This window comes from Trujillonella humicola (genome assembly GCF_046233715.1).
In the GTDB taxonomy this organism is placed as follows: domain Bacteria; phylum Actinomycetota; class Actinomycetes; order Mycobacteriales; family Geodermatophilaceae; genus Trujillonella; species Trujillonella humicola.
The window spans coordinates 39776-59650 of record NZ_JBJNRJ010000021.1; the positions used below are offsets into that span (position 1 = coordinate 39776).

Here is a 19875-nt window from a genome sequence, read left to right on the forward strand (position 1 = left end):
CCGAGGAGGCATCATGACCACGACCGCCCAGCGCACCGGCGCCGAGCTGGCCGAGTACTCGCTGCACATCGGCGGGAAGGCGGTCCCGGCCGCCTCCGGGCGCACCTATGAATCCCTCGACCCCTTCACCGGGGCGCCGTGGGCGCGGGTGGCCGACGGTTCGGCCGAGGACGTCGACGCGGCGGTGGCGGCAGCTCGCGCCGCTCTCAGCGGGCCGTGGGGCGGCATGACCGCGCCGCAGCGCGGCGAGCTGCTGCGCCGGCTGGCCGCCCTCATCTCGCGGGACGCCGACGCCCTGGCCGAGATCGAGGTGCGCGACGGCGGAAAGCTGCTCCGGGAGATGTCCGGGCAGATGCGCGGCCTGGCCTCCTGGTACACGTACTACGCCGGGCTGAGCGACAAGCTGGCCGGCGAGGTCATCCCGACCGGGAAGCCGAACTTCCTCGTCTACACCCGGCACGAGCCCGTCGGCGTCGTCGCGGCCATCACCCCGTGGAACTCGCCGCTGCTCCTGCTCACCTGGAAGCTGGCACCGGCCCTGGCCGCCGGCTGCACCGTCGTGGTGAAGCCCAGCGACTACACCCCCGCCTCGACCGTCGCTCTGGCCGAGCTCGTCGTCGAGGCCGGGTTCCCACCCGGCGTCGTCAACGTCGTGACCGGCTGGGGCCCCGAGACGGGCAAGGCGCTCGCGGCGCACCCGGGCGTCGACAAGATCGCCTTCACCGGCTCGACGGAGACCGGGAAGGCCGTGGCGCACGCCGCGGCCGAGAACCTGTCCCGGGTGACCCTCGAGCTGGGCGGCAAGTCCGCCCAGCTGGTGTTCGACGACGCCGGCCTCGACGCCGCGGCCAGCGGGGTCATCTCCGGGATCTTCGCCGCGACCGGCCAGACCTGCCTCGCCGGCTCCCGGCTGCTGGTCCACGCCTCCGTCGCCGACGAGCTCGTCGAGAGGATCGTCGACCGGACGCAGCGGATCGTCATCGGCGACCCGCGCGCGCCGGAGACCGAGATGGGCCCCCTTGCCAACGACCGGCAGTACGCGAAGGTGCTCGAGCACCTCGTGGCGGCCAAGGAGCAGGGCGCGGTCGTCGCGTGCGGCGGGGAGGCGGTGGCCGAGCTCGGCGGGTACTTCGTCCAGCCGACCGTGCTCCGGGACCTCCCCCGCGACGCCCGCGCCGTGTCCGAGGAGATCTTCGGTCCGGTCCTGACGGTGAACACGTTCACCGACGAGGACGACGCCGTGGCGCAGGCCAACGACACCCCGTTCGGCCTGGCCGGCTCGGTGTGGACGCGCGACGTCCAGCGGGCCCACCGCGTGGCGGCGCGGCTGCGCACCGGCACCGTCTGGGTCAACTCCTACCGGGTGGTCGCCCCCGAGGTGCCCTTCGGAGGCGTGGGCCTGTCGGGGATCGGCCGGGAGAACGGCGCGGACGCCGTCCTGGACTACACCGAGACCAAGGCCGTGTGGGTCGAGCTCACCGGCGCCAGCCGGGACCCGTTCACGCTCGGCTGATGCCCGGCACAGTCGAGGTGCCCGCGACCGGAGGCCCGCTCGCCGGGGTCCGGGTCGTCGAGATGGCCGGGATGGGACCGGCACCGCACGCCGCCATGCTGCTCGGCGACCTGGGAGCCGACGTGGTGCGGGTCCAGCGGCCGGCCGCGGCCGGGCAGTCCCACGGCGGTCGGCTGCCGGCGCGGAACAGGACGCCGGTCGAGGTGGACGCGAAGGACGAGGCCGGCCGGGCCGCCGTCCTCGCACTGGTGGCCCGCGCCGACGTCCTGGTCGAGGGGTTCCGGCCGGGTGTCATGGAGCGGCTGGGGCTGGGCCCGGACCGGTGCGCGGCCGTCAACCCGCGGCTGGTCTACGCCCGGATGACCGGGTGGGGCCAGGACGGGCCGCTGGCCCGGACGGCCGGCCACGACATCAACTACGTCGGGGTGACCGGCGTCCTGGCGGCCATCGGCCGCGCCGGCGCACCGCCGACCGTTCCGCTCAACCTCGTCGGGGACTTCGGCGGCGGATCGCTCTACCTGGCCCTCGGCGTGCTCGCCGCGCTGCTGGAGCGGGAGCGGTCGGGCGCCGGCCAGGTGATCGACGCGGCGATCGTCGACGGCACCAGCAGCCTCGCGTCGGCCATCTGGGGCCTGCGGGCGGCCGGCGCCTGGAACGACGAGCGGGGCACGAACCGGCTGGACTCCGGCGCTCCGTTCTACGACGTCTACCCGACCTCCGACGGCGGCCACATGGCCGTGGGCGCCCTGGAGCCGTACTTCTACGCCGCTCTCCTCGAGGGGCTCGGACTCGACCCGGCCACCCTCCCCGCCCAGGGTGACCGGGCCGGCTGGCCGCGGCTGCGCGCCGCCTTCACCGCCGCATTCGCCTCCCGGACCCGGGCGGCCTGGACCGAGGTCTTCGCCGGCACCGACGCGTGCGTCACCCCCGTCCTGTCCTTCGCCGAGGCGGCCGAGGACTCCCACCTGGCATCCCGCAGGACCATCGTCGACGTCGCCGGCGTGCCGCAGCCGGCCCCGGCGCCGCGCTTCTCCCGCACACCACCACCGACCCCGACCCCCGCGTCCCCGCCGGCCGACCTCGCCGCGGTGCTCGACGCCTGGTCCGACCGAGGAGACCTCCGTGGCGATCGCGCCCCCGACCCCAGCCGCTGACGAGTCGGACCTCCCGACCGGCGCCTGGGAGCTCCCCGAGGAGCTCGTCCTCCTCCGCGACACGGTGCGCCGGTTCGTGGACACCGAGGTGCGCCCGATCGAGGAGCGACTCCCCCACGACAGCGCCGGCATGCCCGCCGACGACCTCGCCCGGCTGCAGGAGCGGGCGCGGGAGCTCGGCCTCTGGGCGCTCGCGACGCCGCAGGAGTTCGGCGGCGCCGGGCTGTCTGTGCTCGGCCAGGTCGTCGTCGCCGAGGCCGCCGCCGCGTGCCGGATGGGCGCGTACTTCCCCGCCGGCGGGGCGTTCGGCGGCAATCCGCCCAGCGTGCTGTTCCGCGCCACCGCGGAGCAGTGGGAACGGTTTGGCCGGCCGATCGTCGAGGGCCGGGCCGGCAAGGCCTACACCGCGATCACCGAGGCCTCCGGGGGCTCCGATCCCGCCCGGGCGATCCGGTGCCGCGCCGAGCGCGACGGCGACGACTACGTGCTCAACGGCACCAAGATGTGGATCTCGCACGCGGGGACGGCCGACTGGGGCGTCGTCTACGCCCGGACGGGAGCCGCCGACGCGCGCGGCGGGATCAGCTGCTTCGTGGTCGAGCGGGACACGCCCGGGCTCACGATGCGGCCGATCGGCGTCATGAACAGCTTCTCCCCCTACGAGCTGCACTTCACCGACGCCCGCGTGCCGGCAGCCAACCGGATCGGCGCGGAGGGAGAGGGGTTCGCGCTTGCCAGCGGGTTCCTGGTGCACGGCCGCATCGTCTACGCCGCCGGGCCGATCGGGATCGCCCAGGCCGCCCTGCGGATGGCGGTCGACTGGGCCAAGGAGCGACGCGTGTTCGGCGGACCGCTCGCGGACAAGCAGGCGATCCAGTTCACGCTCGCCGACTGCGAGATCGAACTGCGTGCCGCCCGGCTCCTGGTGTACCAGGCGGCCTGGAACGCCGACCTCGGCCGGGACGTCCGGGTCGACGCGTCGGTGAGCAAGGTGTTCGGGACCGAGACGGCCTTCCGGGTGGTCGACCGGGTCATGCAGGTGTTCGGCGCCATGGGGCTGTCGCAGGAGATGCCCGTCGAGCGGTGGTTCCGCGACCTGCGCGTCAAGCTGCTGGGAGAGGGCGCGTCGGAGGTGCAGCGGATGATCGTCGCGCGGGACCTGCTGCGCTGACCGCCACCGCCGAGGGCCGGGTCAGCCGGGCAGCAGGAAGTCCGCGGTCCCGGAGACCGCGGCGCCCTTGTCGCCCACGCCCGCCTCGAGCTCGACGGTGACCAGGCGGCCCTCGGGGGTCGGCTCAACCGCCGTCACCCGGCCCGTGCAGGTGAGCACGTCCCCGGGATAGACCTGGGTGCGGAACCGGACGCCGAAGCGGCGGACCTCCTCCGCGCCCAGCCACTCGACCGCGTAGCCGGCGAGCAGCGCGGCGACGTGCATCCCCTGGGAGAACACCGACGGGTAGCCGGCCGAGCGCGCCATCGCGTCGTCGTAGTGCATCGGGTTCAGGTCGCCCGAGGCCCCCGAGTAGCGCACGAAGTCCCGGGTGGTGAGGGGGCCGTAGTCCCGGGGCGGCGCGGTGGTCCCCACCGCGAGGTCGCCCTGCGCCGTCCCGGTCACGCGTCCTCCTTCGCGGCCTTCGCCGTCTCGATGTAGGTGGCCCGCGCCTCGGCGACCAGCTCTCCGGACTCGTCGCGGAACTCGGTCACGATGACGACGAAGCGCATGACACCTCCGCGCTTGCCCGGCTTTTCGTATCGGTCCTCCACACGGTCGCGGGCACGCAGGACCTGTCCGGCGCGCGGCGCCGGGCCCAGGAACCGGTACTCCTGCTCGCCGTGCAGCAGCCGGCGCCGGTCGAACCCGTGACCGATCCGGGCGCCCTCCGGCGCCCACAGCCCCGCGGACGCGAGGAACGTCGGGGGGACGACCGCGTCGGCCCCCTGGTACGCGGGCAGGTCGCACTGCATCGCCGCGGCGAACTCGCGGATCTTGCCGCGTTCGACCACGACGTCCCACTCGGGGCCGAACGTGCCCACCGGTGTGCTCACGCCACTCCCCCTTCTGTCGCGGAGGCCGGGGTCGCCCCTCCACGGGCGGCTGTTCCGCCGCCTGGTCCCAGGACTCGGCGCGATCGTCGCGCCGAGAACTTCTGACATCATGTACACGCCGTGGGGCGGGCGCAACACCGCTCGCGGGCGCGGGGCGCAGCCGGCGGCGCGCGTCTCAGCGGGGTGGAGCGATGATCCGGTCGAGCGTGGCGACGACCCGGTCCAGGTCGGCGAGGGGGCACGCCGCGGCCACGTAGCGGTCCGGGCGCAGCACCAGCACCTCGTCCTGCGGCCGGTCCAGCCGGATGTCGCGGAACGCGCCCGTCACGTCGAACAGCGTGCCCGGCCCGGTGTCGGCGGGGGCGCTCGTCGACGCTCGCCGGCCCGGCCGCGGAGGCGCGACCGCCCACACGGTCGCGCCCAGCCGGTCCAGGACCTTCCGGCTCTCCGGGGACAGGTGGGCCTCCGGGTCGCCGGCGAGGCCCAGGACGGCGATCGTCGGGCCCAGCACGTCGTCCAGCCGGCGCCGGGTGCCGCCCGCGTCCTCGACGACGGGCTGGCCGAAGAGCCGGCCGACCGGCGAGCCCCTGTCGCCGGCCGCGTCGACCACGACGCCGCGTTCGTAGCGCGGTGCGGGCTTGTACTTCATCTGCAGGATGTACTCGCGGGCCCCGGGGATCACCTGGACCGCCCGGAAGACCGTGTCCCGCACGACCTCGGTGGCCCGGTTGCGGGGCTGGTACATGCTGCCGACGCGCGTCGCGAAGGACACCATCGCCCAGGCGTGATCCCGGCGCTCCTCGTCGTAGGTGTCGAGCAGCTGCGGCGCCGCGCGCCCGCCGGTCACGGCAGCCAGCTTCCATGCGAGGTTCGTGGCGTCACGGAGGCCGGAGTTCATGCCCTGCCCGAAGAACGGCGGCTGCAGGTGCGCCGCGTCGCCGGCCAGGAAGACCCGGCCGGAGGAGAACGTCGAGGCGATCCGGGAGTGGTGCCAGTACACCCGCCGCCCGTAGATGGTCGGCATCGGCAGGCCCGGGTAGTAGGGGCGCAGCAGGCCGAGGATGCGCTCGTCCCGCACGATGTCCTGCTCGTCCTCGCCGGGGAGCAGCTTGAACTCGAAGCGCCGGTAGCCGTAGGGCAGCGGGATGGTCATGGTGGGGCGCTCGGGGTGGCAGTAGACGGCCGAGTACAGCGACTCGAGTGCATCTCCCTCGACGTCGACGACCAGCCAGCGGCTCGGCGCAGTGGAGCCCACCAGGTCGATGCCCACGCTCTCCCGGACGAAGCTGCGGCCACCGTCGGCACCGACGACGTAGCCGGCCCGCACGGTCAGCGGGCCGTCGGGGCCCGTCGCCGTCAGCACGACCTCGTCCTCGGTCCGGGTCAGGCCGGTCACCTCGGTACCGGGAAGCAGACGCACGTCGGGGAACCGGTCGAGGCCGACCCGCAGCGACCTCTCCAGCAACGGCTGGAAGAAGAGGTTGCGGCGGGGCCACCCGTAGGGCTGGGCGCTCGGCCGGATGTGGGCGAGGACCCGCCCGCTCGAGCTGTGATAGCGGATGGGGGCGTTCTGGATAAGGTCCGGCAGCACCTGATCGACCAGGCCGGCGGTCTGCAGCGTGCGCAGCGACTCGTCGTCGATCGCGACCGCCCGGGGATAGGGGGTCACCCCCGGCTCGCGGTCGAGCACGACGGTCGACACCCCGGCGACCCCGAGCAGGTTGGCCAGCGTCGACCCGCAGGGGCCGGCTCCGACGATCGCGACGTCGGCCTCGATCTGCACGCCGCTCCCCCGGTCGCTCACGCCGGGACCCCGGCTCCGGCCCGCCCGAGCACGAAGCCGCGGTAGCCGTCGTCGGCGACCGAGTCACAGATCTTGCGGTAGCGGCCCACGCCACCGGCGTAGGGCAGGAAGACGCGGGGTTTGCCGGGCACGTTCGACCCCACGTACCAGGAGTTCGCGTGCTTGTAGAGCGTCCCGTCCGCGGCCTCGTCGACGTGTGCCGTCCACTCCTCCTCGGAGGCGACCGTGGGCTCGACGACGTCGTGCCCCTGCTCGGCCATGGTCGTCAGCAGGCGGCCGACCCAGTCGACGTGCTGCTCGATGGCCAGGAACATGTTGCACAGCACGGCGGGGCTGCCCGGCCCGGTCAGGGTGAACAGGTTGGGGAAGCCGGCCGTCATGACGCCGAGGTAGGTCCTGGCGCCCTCGGCCCACTTCTGCGCCAGGGTCCGCCCGCCGCGACCGCGGATGTCGATGCGGGTGAACGAGCCGGTCATCGCGTCGAACCCGGTGGCCAGCACCAGGACGTCGAGATCGTGATGCTCGTCGCCGGTCCGCAGGCCGGTCTCCGTGATCTCCGCGATCGGCCGCTCGCGCACGCTCACCAGCCGCACGTGGTCCAGGTTGTAGGTGGCGAAGTAGTCCGTGTCCACGCAGATCCGCTTGCTGCCGATCGGGTGGTCGGTCGGCGTCAGGAGGTCGGCCACCGCGGGGTCCCGGACGATCGAGCGGATCTTCCCGCGCACGAACTCTGCGGCCAGCGCGTTGGCGTCGAGGTCGCGCATGACGTCGTCGTAGGAGCCGAGGAAGGGGAAGCCGCCGAGGCGCCAGCGCTCCTCGAACTGCGCGTGGCGCTCCTCCGCGGAGACCGCCAGCGCCGACTGCCGGTGGATCGGCGTCGTCGACCCGGTGAACGACCGGCGGGCCTTCTCCCGCAGCGCCGCGTAGTTCTGCTTGGTCTCGCGGATCTGCTCCTCGGTGAGCGCGTCGTTCTCGGCCGAGATGCTGTAGTTCGCCGTCCGCTGGAAGACGGTCAGCCGCGCCGCCAGCGCCGCCAGCTGGGGCACCGCCTGGATGCCCGAGGAGCCGGTACCGATGACGCCGACCCGCTTGCCGGTGACGTCGACACCGCCGACCGGCCAGCGGGCGGTGTGGTGCACCTCGCCGCGGAAGCGCTCGAGCCCGGGGAACTCGGGCACGCGCGTGGCGGAGAGCACGCCGGTGGCCAGGACCAGGAACCGGGTGGTCACCTGTTCCCCGCCGTCGGTGGCCACCGTCCAGACGTCGCGGCGCTCGTCGTACAGGGCGCCGGTCACGTTCGTCCCGAACGTGATGTCGCGCCGGAGGTCGAAGCGGTCGGCGACGTGCTCGGCGTAGGCGAGCATCTCCGGCTGGGTGGGGTACCGCCGCGACCAGGTCCACTCCTGCTGGAGGTCCTCGTCGAAGGAGTACGAGTACTCCATGCTCTCGATGTCGCAGCGCGCCCCGGGGTAGCGGTTCCAGAACCAGGTGCCGCCCACCCCGTCCCCGCGCTCGAACGCCCGGACGCGGAATCCGCGCCGGCGCAGGTCGTGGACGGCGTACAGGCCGGCGAACCCCGCTCCGACGACGACGACGTCCACCTCGACTCCGTCGGCCACGTCCGGGATCCTAGTAGACGTAGTGTCAGATCGTCACCCCGGTGCGCGTGGGATCCGGGCACGTCTGGCCGACGGCCGATCGCGCAGGGCTCACAGGTCCAGGACCAGACGTGAGCAGGCCGCACGCGAGACGCAGATGAACATCGTCGCGTCAGCCGCCCGCTCCTCCTCGTCCAGGAGGCTGTCCCGGTGGTCGACGTCGCCCTCGATCACGTCGGTCTCACACGTTCCGCAGGTGCCCTCCCGGCAGGAGGACAGGACCTCGACCCCGGCCTCCTCGACCACCTCGAGGATCGACCGGTCGGGCGGAACGGTCAGGGTCAGGCCGCTGGCGGCGAGCTCGACCTCGAACGCCGCGGACAGCAGGGGCGCCCCCTGCTCCTTCGGTGCGAACCGCTCCACGTGCAGCGTTCCCGCCGGCCGGCCCGCGCACACGACCTCCACCGCCCGCAGCAGCGGCTCCGGGCCGCAGCAGTAGACCGCCGTCCCTTCGCCCGCCGCGCCGAGGACGTCCTCGAGCGGCATCAACCCGAACTCGTCCTCGGGGTACAACCGTACGCGGGCGCCGAACGCGGCCAGTTCCTCCCGGAAGGCCATCGTCGCGGCGGTCCGCCCGCCATAGTGCAGCTCCCACTGCACGCCGGTGGCCGCAGCGATGCCGACCATGGGCAGGATCGGCGTGATGCCGATCCCCCCGGCGACGAAGACGTAACGCTGCGCGGGTTCCAGGGCGAAGTGGTTACGAGGGCCGCGGACGTCGACGACGTCTCCGGCGTGCAGGCGCTCGTGCACCCGCGCCGAGCCCCCCCGACCGGCGGGCTCGCGCAGGACCGCGATCCGCCAGACCTCGCGGGCGGCGGGGTCCCCGCACAGCGAGTACTGCCGCACCACGCCGGGAGCCACGGTCAGGTCGACGTGGGCACCGGGGGCCCACTCGGGGAGGAGAGCGCCGTCCGAGCGGTGCAACTCCAGCGCGACGACACCGTCGGCGACCTCCTCCCGGCGCGAGATCGTCAGACGCAGGTCCACCTCGTCGTGCGTGCTGTGCACAGCTGCCCCTTCTTCGTCGAACGCCCGTTGACCGACGTGAGACCGTCGGCAGCATGGATGCAATCATCTACCTGTTCCTGTCGGCGAGGCCGGCCGGGAGAGGCGCGCACTCGTGACCGGTCACAGCGCGGCGTCCTGGCTCTTCGTCCCCGGCAGCCGACCCGAGCGCTTCGCCCGGGCCGCCGCCGCAGGCGCCCACGAGGTCATCGTCGACCTGGAGGACGCCGTCGCTCCGGCCGCCAAGGAGGCCGCCCGCACCGCGGCGGCGCGCTGGCTGACCGATGGTGGTCGAGCCTGGGTGCGGGTCAACGCCGTGGACACGCCGTGGCACGGGGACGACCTGGCGGCACTCGCCCGCCGGCCGGGGCTCCGCGGCCTCGTGGTGCCGAAGGCCGAGGACCCCGACGTGCTGCGCCGGATCGCGGAGTCGCTCCCCGACGGGAGCGGGGTCCTCGCCCTGGTGGAGTCGGCCGCGGGGGTCCTCCGCGCGCCGGCCGTCGCGGGATGTCCCGGCGTCAGCGGTCTCGCGTTCGGCTCGATCGACTACGCCCTCGACATCGACGCGGCCGAGACCGACGATGCCCTCCGGTACGCCCGCAGCACCCTGGTCGTCGCCGCCCGCGCGGCCGGACTGCCACCCCCGGTCGACGGCGTCACGGTCGACACCCGCGACACGGGCGCCGTCCGATCGGCCGCCGCCCGCGCCAGGGAGCTCGGGTTCGGGGGCAAGCTCTGCATCCACCCGCTCCAGGTGCCCACCGTCAACACGGTCTTCGCACCCGCGCCCGCCGACGTCGCCTGGGCGCGCCGGGTGCTCGCCGCGGCGGCCGACGCGGACGCGGACGCGGGGGTGCTGAGCGTGGACGGCCGCATGGTCGATCGCCCCGTCGTCGAACGTGCCCGCCGCCTCGTCGACCGCGCCGGCGGCTGACGAGGGGCCGGACGCCGAGCCGCAGCCGGAGTGACAGGACTGTCAGGTGACGAAGACGTCAGATAGTGTGACCGACCACACGCCCGCCCCAGGGCCCAGCCCCGATGCCTGGAGGAGCCTGCATGGACCCCGCACCCGACCGCTGGGCCGAGACGGTCGACGTGGTCGTGGTGGGCACCGGCGCTGCCGGTCTCACCGCGGCGATCCGGGCCGCCGACGCCGGCGCCCGCGTGCTGGTCCTGGAAAAGACCGCACTCGTCGGGGGCAGCACCTCGGTCTCCGCCGGGCTGGTGTGGGTGCCGCTGAACCACCACCTCCCGGAGGTGGGACTCACCGACTCCCGCGAAGAGGCGCTGGCCTACGTCCGGCGGCTGTCGGGGCGCGTCGCCGATCCCGACCTCCTCGAGATGTGCGTCGACCGGGGCGCCGAGATGCTGGCCTACCTGGAGCAGCGCTCGCCGCTGCGCATGACCGCCATGGCCCGGTTCGCCGACTACTACGCGGCCTACGACGTCCCCGGCAAGAAGGCCGGAGGGCGCTCGTGCGAGCCCCTGCCGTTCCCCGTCGGGTCCGCGCTGCCCGAGTGGGCCGACCGCATCCAGACCAAGGTCGCCGTCCGCGGGCAGGTCGCCCGCAACATGCTCGCCGAGGACCTCGGCGAGCGCCCCCGGGCCGCCGACGAGCTCGCCCGCCGGGAGCGCGAGGACGTCCGGACGAAGGGCAGCGCGCTGGTCGCGGCCCTGCTGCGTGGCGTCCTCGACCGCGGCATCGAGGTGCGCCTGGAGACCCGGGCCGAGCAGCTGCTCGGCCGAGACGGCGCGGTCGAGGGGGTCCGGTGCGCGACCGCCGGCGGGACGGTCGACGTCCGGGCGCGACGCGGCGTGGTGCTGGCCAGCGGCGGGTTCGAGTGGAACCGGGATCTGGTCTCGGCGTTCATCGGCTACGAGCTCTTCCCGATCAGCCCCGAGCACAACACCGGCGACGGGCACATCATGGGGATGGAGGCCGGAGCGCTGCTCGGGAGCATGCACTCGTACTGGGGCAGCGGCGCCATGGTGGACCCGAGCGACCTGCGGGCCGGCCGGCCCCTGCCCACGTTCGACGAGGCCCGGGCAGCCGGCGGGACGCTGATCGTCAACGCCCACGGCGAGCGGTTCGTCAACGAGGCCGCGCCGTACCACGACTTCGCGAAGGCCTTCGGCGAGTTCGATCCCTCGACCGCCGCCTTCCGCAACGAGACCGCGTGGATGGTCTTCGACCACGAGCTGCGCTCCCGCAAGCAGATCCTGTCGCTGCGACCCGACGGGCCGGTGCCGGACTGGGTGGCCACCGGCGACTCGCTCGGCGAGCTCGCCGAGCGCCTGGACATCGACCCCGCGCGGCTCGAGCAGACCGTCGCCGAGTTCAACGGACACGCGGCGGAGGGCAACGACCCCGCGTTCGACCGTCCCCGCGGCATGGCCGGCTCGAAGATCCGCCCCCTCGGGGACGGCCCCTTCTACGCGATCCCCATCCATCCCGGCACGCTGGGCACCAACGGCGGGTTGCGGACCGACGCCCTCGGCCGGGTGCGCCGGGCCCGGGGCGGCGTGCTCGACGGGCTCTACGCCGCCGGCAACGTGGCGGCCAGCCCGCTCGGCTGGGGCTATCCCGGCGGTGGCGCGACCCTGTGGGCCGGCATGACCCTGGCGTACGTCGCCGGGGACGCGGTCGCCCGCCACCGCGACCGCGCGGCCGACAGCCCCGCCACCCCGGCCGGCGCCCCGGCGCCGTGATCGACGCGCGGTCATCCGGGCGGATCCTGGCCCGGCTGGTGGCGTCGGTGCCGTCACCGGTCCCGCCGGAGCACGTGCGGGGCGTCGTCGCCCGCTACTACGCCAGCTTCACCGACGGCGACCTCGCCGGACGGGAGGCGCTGTTCGCCCCGAGCCTGCGGTTCGAGGACCCGGCCGGTCGCGTCGTGGCCACCGATTCCGCCTCGCTGCACACCTTCTTCACCGAGGTGCTGCCCGCCTCCTGGTCGCTCGGCTTCCGGCTCGAGCGCGTCACCGTGGTCGCCGGCGAGGCCGTGGCGACCACGACGATGCGGCTCGCGGTGCCCGACCGGGTGCCGGTCGAGGTGGTGGTCAATGCGCACTTCGTGCTGGACGGCACGGGGCTGATCACGTCGGTGCGGGTCTTCTTCGACGAGGAGGCCATGCGCGACGCGCCGTAGGACGGACCGATCGGACGACGCCGGCTCGCACCGGCTCACGGGAAGGGAGAAGGACCGGATGACAGCCTTCAGCAGGGACGAGGTCGAGCAGGCGTTCCGCCACTACTACATGACCGGGCCGGTCCAGGAGGACTGGAAGGCCTGGTCGGAGCTGTTCACCGACGACGCCGTCTACTGGGACCACTACTGGGGCAGGTTCCACGGACCGCGCGAGATCGAGATGTTCCTCGACGGGACGATGTCGCAGGCACCGGCCGTCTACACGCCGATGATGTGGTATGTCATCGAGGGGTCGCGGGTGGTCTGGAAGGGCGTGAACCGCGCCGACAACCCGCGGCCCGGCGGCGAACCGTTCGGCTTCGAGTCCCTGCAGATCCTCACCTACGCCGGCGACGGCAAGTGGTCGCGCGAGGAGGACTGGTGGATCGCCTACGAGTCCCTGCGCTTCGCCCGGGACTACGCCGCCGCCGTCGAGGAGTTCGACCCGGGCCACCCGCAGAAGCTGACCCGCCAGGACTGGGGCGACTGGGTGGACTGGGCCCGGCCCCCCGCGGGCCACTCGGCGAGGCCGTCGTGGCTGGACCGCACCGACGTCGTGCCGCTGAAGACCGTCCGCGACGCCCATTTCGGCGAGCGCAACCCGAAGTAGCCCGGCGGCCGAGTGGGGGCCGGGACGAGGAGGCCGGAGGGCCTCGTCGTCCCGGCCCGCTACCAGGTGGGCATCGCCGCGACAGGTGCAGCGGTGGGCGCAGCGTCGCCCCCCGGCGTGGCGGACGACGGCACCCCCGCCAGCACGCCCAGCCGGTCGACCATTTCCTCGACGGCGCCCTGGCGCAGGACGTAGTAGGTGTTGCGGCCCCGCTTGCGCACGTCGATGAGGCCCGCCTGGGCCAGTGCCTTCATGTGGTACGAGATGGTCGGCTTGGACACCGCGAGGGTCGCCTCGAGCTGGCTCCAGGCCAGTTCCTCGACGCCCGCGAACTGCCGCAGGATGTCCCAGCGGATGGGGTCACTGAGCGCCTTGAAGACGGACGGCATCACGTTCGGCCCGGTCATCCGGTCTCCCTCCCGACCCGCCCGACGGCGGGCCGACTCCACGCAGCCGCCGGAGCAGGCGACCGCCCTTAGGGTATACCTGTCTAACTGATTCGGCTGTATGAGCCGATGACAGGGCTCAAACCCGAGGAGCGGCCATGCCCGTCGACCGACTGCTGCCCAGCCAGGAGGCCGAGGACCTCCTCGACCTCGTGCGGGACGTCGCCGACAAGGAGCTCGCGACCCGCGTCGAGGAGCACGAGCGGGCCGAGGCCTACCCGGACGGGCTGTTCGCCGTGCTGGGGGACGCCGGGTTGCTGGGTCTGCCCTACCCCGAGGAGCTCGGCGGCGGCGGGCAGCCCTACGAGGTGTACCTGCAGGTGCTGGAGGAGCTCGGCGCGCGGTGGGCCGCGGTGGCCGTCGCCGTCTCGGTGCACGGCCTGTCCTGTCACCCGGTCGCCACCTTCGGGACCGAGGAGCAGCAGCAGACCTGGCTGCCGCGCATGCTGTCCGGTGAGCTGATCGGCGGGTACTCGCTGTCGGAGCCGCACGCGGGCTCCGACGCCGCCGCGCTGACCTGCCGGGCCGACCAGACCGACGGCGGCTACCGGATCACGGGGACCAAGGCGTGGATCACCCACGGTGGCCGGGCGGACTTCTACGCGCTGTTCGCTCGCACCTCCCCCGGCTCCGGCGGGATCAGCTGCTTCCTGGCTCCCGGCGCGACCGACGGCCTGTCGTTCGGCCGGCCCGAGCAGAAGATGGGCCTGCACGCCATCCCCACCACGATCGCGAACTGGGACGGCGCACTGCTCGACGCCGACCGGCTGATCGGAGCGGAGGGCCAGGGCCTGCCCATCGCGTTCTCCGCCCTGGACTCCGGTCGCCTCGGGATCGCCGCCGTCGCCACGGGGCTCGCGCAGTCGGCCCTCGACGCGGCCGTGGCCTACGCCAAGGAGCGCGCCGCCTTCGGCCGGAAGATCATCGACCACCAGGGGCTGGGCTTCCTGCTGGCGGACATGGCGGCCGCGGTCGACTCGGCCCGGGCGACCTACCTGGACGCCGCCCGCCGGCGCGACGCCGGCCGGCGGTACGGCAGGCAGGCCAGCGTCGCGAAGCTCATCGCGACGGATGCGGCCATGAAGGTCACGACCGATGCGGTGCAGGTCCTCGGCGGCGCCGGGTACACGCGCGACTTCCCCGTGGAGCGGTTCATGCGCGAGGCGAAGATCATGCAGATCTTCGAGGGCACCAACCAGATCCAGCGCCTGGTCATCAGCCGGGCCCTCGCCCGCTGACCGGGAGGTCCTCGTGTCCGACACAGCAGACCGGCCCCGGGTCCGGACGGCGCTCGACGACCGGGTCTGGCGGATCACGCTGGACCGCCCGGAGGCCGGGAACGCGGTCGACGCCCGGCTCGCCGCGGACCTCGCCGCAGCCCTCCGCGGGACGCCGGAGGCAGCGCGGGCGGTGCTCCTGGACGCCGCGGGCCCTCGGTTCTGCGTCGGGGGCGACGTCCGGCAGTTCGCGGGGGCACCCGACCTCGCGGCCTTCGTCGGCGACCTCGCCCGGGACTGGCACGCCACCGTCCGCGTGCTGCTCGACCTCCACCTCCCGGTGGTCGCCGCGGTCCACGGTGCGGTCGCGGGCGCCGGCGTGGGCCTGATGTCCGCGTGCGACATCGTGGTCTGCGCCCGGTCGACGCGGATCCGCCCGGCCTACCTGGGTCTGGGGTTCTCCCCCGACGGCGGCACCTCCTGGGCACTGACCCGCGCCCTCGGCCTGCCACGGGCGCTGGACCTCATGCTCACCGACGGATCGCTCACCGCGGACGAGGCCCACGCCGCCGGCCTCGTCGCCCGCGTCACCGACGACGACGCACTGCCGGCATCGGCGGGCGCGCTCGCGCGGCAGCTGGCCGAGGGACCGGTGCGGGCGATGGCCCGCACCCGGGCACTGGCCCGGCGGGCGCTGAGCAGCGACCTGACCGACCACCTGGACGCCGAGGCGCTGCTGATCGCCGCCTCCGCGGCCGACCCCGAGGGCATCGAGGGCGTCCGCGCGTTCGTCGACCGGCGCCCCCCGGACTTCCTGCACCGCTGAGCCGGGCGCCGGGGACCCCCGCCGACGTGCCATCCGTTTACGGATTGGCCGGATGGTGAACAGACCCGCGGAACAGTCGTCGGCGTGGGGAAGACCATGGCACTCCTGCAGGCAGTACGTCTGGCCCCCCTGGGGGGTCGCCCCTCCACGGTGACGTGCTTCGGGGGTGGCGGCGCCTTCGGCATCGCCTTCAACCTCGGCGTCGCCCGGGCGCTCCAGGACGGCGGGATGGCGCTGGAGGACGGCCCCATGCTGGGCACCTCCGCCGGCAGCTGGACGGCCGCCGCGCTGGCCACCGGGCTGGCCCTGGACGACCTGGTGCCGACGTGGGAGCTCTCCGGCGGCCCGGGGCCGCGCCGGGTCATCGACAGCACCGGCGCCCTCTGGGGCGACCGCCGGGACGCCCGCGTCATCGGCCTGGCGGTGCAGCTGCCGCTGGGCCGACGGCGGCTGCTGTCGGCAGCGGAGCACCCCATCGCCGACGTGGTCGCCGCGTCGTCGTCCCTGCCGGGGTTCGCCGCCGCGCACGTGATCGGCGGCCGGCGCTACGTCGACGGTGGGCTGGTCTCCCCCGCGTCCGCCGACCGCGCACCCGCCGCCGACGTCCTGGTCGTCACCGCTCCCATGGCCGGACCGCTCCTGGGAACCGTCGGCCGGCTGATCGACCAGCGGACCCGGTGGGAGACGGCGCACTGGTCGGTGCGCCATGGCCGGCCCGTCCTCTACATCCGCCCCGACGAGCGCTTCCGGCCGGACCTGAGGCGCCTGGGCGACGTCATGACCATGCGGGGGATCGACCGGGTCCACCGCGAGGCCTACGACCTCGGGTGCGAGAGCCTGGACGCCTTCCGCAGCCGGGGCCGCCGGCGGGCCGGCTGGGCGGCCTGGGCCAGCTGACCGGCCCGGCCGCCGGCATCGGTCCCCGCCGGCGTCAGCCCCCGGCGGCGGTGCGTGCCCCCGGGCGGGCGGCCGCGGCCACGGCGTCGATCCCCCGGAGCGCGTCGCGGATCCGTTCGGCGAACGCCGCGCGACGGGCGGCCAGGTCCGGCCCGGGCTCGAGCAGCCCCTGGTTGGTCGCCAGCTCCACCCCCGTGCGGAAGAGCATCGTGGAGACGGCGTCCGGGCTGTGCACCCGTCCCTGCAGGCGGTACTGCCGGCCCACGGCGAGACAGCGCCGGCGCAGCTCCTTCCCGTCGACCTCCGCCCCCATCCCGCAGAGGACGTCGGCGACCACGCCGTAGGCCTCGACGAAGGACCGGAGCATCCCCGGGGCGCTCAGCGGACCGAGCCCGGCCAGCACTGCCCGCGCCCCGTCCGGCCCGGCTGCCAGCCGGGCGCGCCAATCCGGCACCTGCCGGTCGAGCTCGGCGGCGAGCCGCTCCACGAACTGCTCCTTCTCGGGGAAGTAGAAGTCGAACTTGAGCAGGTCGCGCAGGTCCAGCGCCGCGGCCCAGAACGCATCTGCGGGGTCGCCCGCGTCCCCGGCGGCGCGCTGCCCGACGCCCTCGAGCGCCAGGACCGCGATCGCCAGGTCGAGGAACACGTGCAGGGCCGAGTTGCGGTAGAAGGCAGCGTTCAGGTGGCGGTCCCGTCCCACCCGCCAGACCGCCTCGTCGCCGTCGGGGTAGTGGTCGATCACCCGGTGGCGGGTCAGGGCCTCGAGCATCGCGAGCAGGCCCTCGTCGGTCGCCAGCGACCGCGCGGAGACGGTGAGGGGGTACCCGCGGTCGCCGGCGAACTCCGTCAGCTCACCGAGGCCGGCGCGGATCTCCGGCAGGGTGAGCGCGACCCCGCCCGCGTCGAGCAGCACGGCGCACACCAGCGCCGCGCCGGTGACCGGCGCCACCTGGTTCATCCGCCAGGCCGCCTCGAAGGCGAGCTTGTTCAGCTCGTTGGGGTCCTGGCCGTCGGCCGACACGCGGGCGAGGAAGTCCCGGACCGAGATCGGCTCGGCGAACCGGATGTAGATCTTGCCGTAGTGCTCCCGCTGGGCGCGGATGTAGTCGACGACGTAGCGGAGGTTCTCCGCCTTCTTCTCCACGCCGCTGGCGTAGGCGGCGTACTCCCCGACCTCGTGGAGCTGGTCGTAGCCGATGAACACCGGGGCCAGCATCACGTCCTCGGCGCGGCCCTCGCGCAGGGCGCCCACCACGTAGGCCAGCAGCCCGAGGCGGGGCGGCTCCATCTTGCCGGTCCGCGACCGCGTGCCCTCGATCGCCCACTGCAGGTGCAGCCGCTTCTCGACCAGGTAGCCGATGTACTCGCGCAGGACCGCCTTGTAGACCGCGTCGCCGCGGAACTCGCGGCGGATGTAGACGACGCCGGCGCGGCGCATCAGGGCGCCCAGCGGCCAGACCGCCATGTTGGCACCGCCGACGAGATGCGTCCGGGGCAGGTCGTTGTCCAGCTGCGCCACGGGGAGGACGAGGCCGTCGAGGTGCGAGCGGTGGGACATCAGCATGACCGTCGGGTGGCTGCTGACGGCCGCGCGGACGCGCTCGACCTCGCCCGGGTCGTACTCGATGTCGGCGTCGTAGCCCTGGCGGTAGATGTAGCGCCCGAACTGCGCCTGGAGGTCCACGAGGAGCCGGCTCCACCCGGTCACCATCTCCTCGAGGTCGCGCCGCCCCTCGGCCAGGACGTCCTCGACCGGCCGGCCGATCCTGGCCGCCACCTTCTCGAGGACCTCGCGGAAGCGCGCCGAGGCGGCCACCTCGTCGCGCACCAGCCGCGGGATCTTGTAGGGCGGGCCGAGCAGCCGCGTGACCGACCGCTCGACGGCGAGGGTCGCCTGGCGGAGCACGAACGCCGCGAAGGCGTCGGGCTCCCCGAGCTGCGGGCCGACGGTCGCGGCGAAGCGCCCGCGCAGCTCGGAGACGGAAGCGCCCGCGCCCAGCACCACCTGGCACCCCCCGTCGTCCCGGCGGGCCAGCCAGGCCTGGGCCGCCAGGCGCGGCCGGTGCGGGTTGCCCACGAGGAGCAGGTCCCGCCACGGGGAGGCGCGGCGGGGCCCGGCGATCTTGCCCCAGACGACCCCGACCGGCACGAGCACGGGATCGTCGGCGCGGTCCAGGTGCGGGGCGACCAGTGCGGCGTTGCCGCCGCCGCGCCAGTCCCCGGTCAGCCGCACCACGTCCGGACGGGGCTCCCCGGCGGAGGCCGAGGCCAGCCACCGGTCGAAGACCCTGGCCTCGACCGGGCTCATCGGCTGCACGAGCAGGACCGTGCGGCGACCCGGAGCCTCCGTACGGCCGGCGGCACCGGGCCGGGAGACGACGGCCTCGTGCCCGTTCCTGCCGACCGGGGTCCCGCCGTCCCTGCTCTCCGGTGCGGTCATGCCGGCCACCTCTCTCCTGCAGAACCGGTCATCCCGGCTCCGCTTCGTGTCCTGCCTGCTGGTGACGCTGCAGCCCGCGATAGGCGGCCGACGCCGGGATCTCCCCGGACAGCACCCGGTGCACCTCGTGGCAGACCGGCATCTCGACACCGCACCGGCCGGCCAGCTCCTGCGCGGCGTGCGCGGCCCGGACGCCCTCGAACACCGACCGCGACCCGGCCACGACGTCGGCCAGCGGCTCCCCCGCGCCGAGCCGCTCCCCGAGGCCGCGGTTGCGCGACAGCGGGCTCATGCACGTCGCGATGAGGTCCCCCATCCCGGCCAGCCCCGCCATGGTCGTCGCCTCGCCGCCCAGCGCCAGGCTCAGCCGGGTCAGTTCGGCGAGCCCGCGGGTCATCACCGAGGCCCGGGTGTTGTCCCCCACGCTGAGCCCCTGCGCGATGCCCGTGGCGATCGCGACGACGTTCTTGAGCGCCCCACCCAGCTCGCAGCCGATGACGTCGTGGTTGGTGTAGATGCGGAACAGACCGCGTCGCAGGACCGACTGCAGGCCCCGCGCGAGGGTCGGGTCGGCGGCGGCGAGGACGCTCGCCGCCGCCAGTCCCGCGATCACCTCCCTCGCCAGGTTGGGCCCGCTCAGCGCGGCGGGCGGGTGCCCGGGCAGGACGTCCTCCACGACCTGCGTCATGCGCAGCAGCGATCCCTCCTCGAGGCCCTTGGACAGGCTGACCACCGGCACCCCGCTCCCGAGCCACGGCCGCAGGTCGGTCAGGACCTGCCGGAACCCGTGCGTGGGGACGCCCACGACCAGCAGCTCGGCGCCCCGGACGGCCCGCTCCAGGTCGGCCGTGGCGCGGAGGCCCTCCGGGAGCCGGCTGCCCGGCAGGTAGCGGGCGTTGACGTGGGTCTCGTCGACCTCTCGCGCCGTCTCCGGATCGCGCGCCCAGAGCACGGTGTCGTGCCGCCCGGCCACGAGGGCGGCGACGGTCGTGCCCCACGCACCCGCGCCCAGAACCGTCACCCTCACGGAGCGATTTCTACCGCACTCACACGGGTTGTGAGACCGTA

At 74.2% G+C, this 19875-nt stretch carries 18 protein-coding genes; 10 read left to right on the forward strand and 8 right to left on the reverse strand.

The window, feature by feature from the left end; genetic code table 11:
• Positions 1–13: 13 nt before the first annotated feature.
• From ACK586_RS12770 to ACK586_RS12780, 3 genes are read left to right on the forward strand one after another with little or no spacing between them, the layout of a single operon-like run.
• Complete coding sequence (locus tag ACK586_RS12770; protein WP_409330863.1) at positions 14–1513, forward strand: aldehyde dehydrogenase; 1500 nt, start codon at positions 14–16, stop codon at positions 1511–1513.
• Positions 1513–2667 (forward strand): CaiB/BaiF CoA transferase family protein, encoded by a 1155-nt coding sequence (locus tag ACK586_RS12775; protein ID WP_409330864.1) that lies wholly within the window; start codon positions 1513–1515, stop codon positions 2665–2667. Before ACK586_RS12770 ends, ACK586_RS12775 begins: the two co-directional genes overlap by 1 nt.
• Positions 2636–3838, forward strand: coding sequence for an acyl-CoA dehydrogenase family protein (locus ACK586_RS12780; RefSeq protein WP_409330865.1), 1203 nt, complete (start codon positions 2636–2638; stop codon positions 3836–3838). The genes ACK586_RS12775 and ACK586_RS12780 overlap by 32 nt, the downstream gene beginning before the upstream one ends.
• A gap of 21 nt (positions 3839–3859) precedes the next feature.
• On the opposite strand, the gene ACK586_RS12785 is transcribed toward ACK586_RS12780, so the two are convergent.
• The 5 genes from ACK586_RS12785 to ACK586_RS12805 form a co-directional block, all read right to left on the reverse strand.
• Positions 3860–4282 (reverse strand): MaoC/PaaZ C-terminal domain-containing protein, encoded by a 423-nt coding sequence (locus tag ACK586_RS12785; protein WP_409330866.1) that lies wholly within the window; start codon positions 4280–4282, stop codon positions 3860–3862.
• On the reverse strand, positions 4279–4713 hold the full coding sequence (locus tag ACK586_RS12790; RefSeq protein ID WP_409330867.1) for an FAS1-like dehydratase domain-containing protein: 435 nt from the start codon (positions 4711–4713) through the stop codon (positions 4279–4281). The genes ACK586_RS12785 and ACK586_RS12790 overlap by 4 nt, the downstream gene beginning before the upstream one ends.
• Positions 4714–4888: 175 nt before the next feature.
• Positions 4889–6517 (reverse strand): bifunctional 3-(3-hydroxy-phenyl)propionate/3-hydroxycinnamic acid hydroxylase, encoded by a 1629-nt coding sequence (locus tag ACK586_RS12795; RefSeq protein ID WP_409330868.1) that lies wholly within the window; start codon positions 6515–6517, stop codon positions 4889–4891.
• Positions 6514–8136, reverse strand: a complete 1623-nt coding sequence (locus ACK586_RS12800) for a flavin-containing monooxygenase (RefSeq protein WP_409330869.1) — start codon at positions 8134–8136, stop codon at positions 6514–6516. The genes ACK586_RS12795 and ACK586_RS12800 overlap by 4 nt, the downstream gene beginning before the upstream one ends.
• Before the next feature lie 90 nt (positions 8137–8226).
• Positions 8227–9186, reverse strand: a complete 960-nt coding sequence (locus ACK586_RS12805) for a PDR/VanB family oxidoreductase (RefSeq protein WP_409330870.1) — start codon at positions 9184–9186, stop codon at positions 8227–8229.
• Between the two features lie 112 nt (positions 9187–9298).
• On the opposite strand from ACK586_RS12805, the gene ACK586_RS12810 reads away from it, so the two are divergent.
• From ACK586_RS12810 to ACK586_RS12825, 4 genes are all read left to right on the forward strand, one after another.
• On the forward strand, positions 9299–10117 hold the full coding sequence (locus tag ACK586_RS12810) for an HpcH/HpaI aldolase/citrate lyase family protein (RefSeq protein WP_409330871.1): 819 nt from the start codon (positions 9299–9301) through the stop codon (positions 10115–10117).
• Between the two features lie 122 nt (positions 10118–10239).
• Positions 10240–11892 (forward strand): FAD-dependent oxidoreductase, encoded by a 1653-nt coding sequence (locus ACK586_RS12815; RefSeq protein WP_409330872.1) that lies wholly within the window; start codon positions 10240–10242, stop codon positions 11890–11892.
• A gap of 47 nt (positions 11893–11939) precedes the next feature.
• Positions 11940–12332, forward strand: a complete 393-nt coding sequence (locus tag ACK586_RS12820; protein ID WP_409330873.1) for a nuclear transport factor 2 family protein — start codon at positions 11940–11942, stop codon at positions 12330–12332.
• 58 nt (positions 12333–12390) lie between these two features.
• Positions 12391–12981, forward strand: coding sequence for a nuclear transport factor 2 family protein (locus tag ACK586_RS12825; RefSeq protein ID WP_409330874.1), 591 nt, complete (start codon positions 12391–12393; stop codon positions 12979–12981).
• A gap of 59 nt (positions 12982–13040) precedes the next feature.
• Here ACK586_RS12825 and ACK586_RS12830 read toward each other — a convergent pair whose 3' ends face one another.
• On the reverse strand, positions 13041–13388 hold the full coding sequence (locus tag ACK586_RS12830) for an ArsR/SmtB family transcription factor (protein WP_409330875.1): 348 nt from the start codon (positions 13386–13388) through the stop codon (positions 13041–13043).
• Positions 13389–13525: 137 nt separating this feature from the next.
• Between ACK586_RS12830 and ACK586_RS12835 the strand changes: the two genes are divergently transcribed.
• The 3 genes from ACK586_RS12835 (at position 13526) to ACK586_RS12845 (ending at position 16367) form a co-directional block, all read left to right on the forward strand.
• Positions 13526–14665, forward strand: coding sequence for an acyl-CoA dehydrogenase family protein (locus ACK586_RS12835; protein WP_409330876.1), 1140 nt, complete (start codon positions 13526–13528; stop codon positions 14663–14665).
• 13 nt (positions 14666–14678) lie between these two features.
• Positions 14679–15470 carry an enoyl-CoA hydratase/isomerase family protein gene (locus tag ACK586_RS12840; RefSeq protein WP_409330877.1) on the forward strand — a complete coding sequence of 264 codons (792 nt, stop codon included), beginning with the start codon at positions 14679–14681 and terminating at the stop codon, positions 15468–15470.
• A 150-nt stretch (positions 15471–15620) separates the two neighbouring features.
• Positions 15621–16367, forward strand: a complete 747-nt coding sequence (locus ACK586_RS12845; protein WP_409330878.1) for a patatin-like phospholipase family protein — start codon at positions 15621–15623, stop codon at positions 16365–16367.
• 34 nt (positions 16368–16401) lie between these two features.
• Here the strand turns inward: ACK586_RS12845 and ACK586_RS12850 are convergent, their stop codons facing one another.
• The gene (locus tag ACK586_RS12850; protein ID WP_409330879.1) at positions 16402–18807 is read right to left on the reverse strand and encodes a glycerol-3-phosphate 1-O-acyltransferase; all 2406 of its coding nucleotides are present in this window, start codon (positions 18805–18807) and stop codon (positions 16402–16404) included.
• 28 nt (positions 18808–18835) lie between these two features.
• Positions 18836–19834 carry an NAD(P)H-dependent glycerol-3-phosphate dehydrogenase gene (locus ACK586_RS12855; protein ID WP_409330880.1) on the reverse strand — a complete coding sequence of 333 codons (999 nt, stop codon included), beginning with the start codon at positions 19832–19834 and terminating at the stop codon, positions 18836–18838.
• Between the last annotated feature and the right edge of the window lie 41 nt (positions 19835–19875).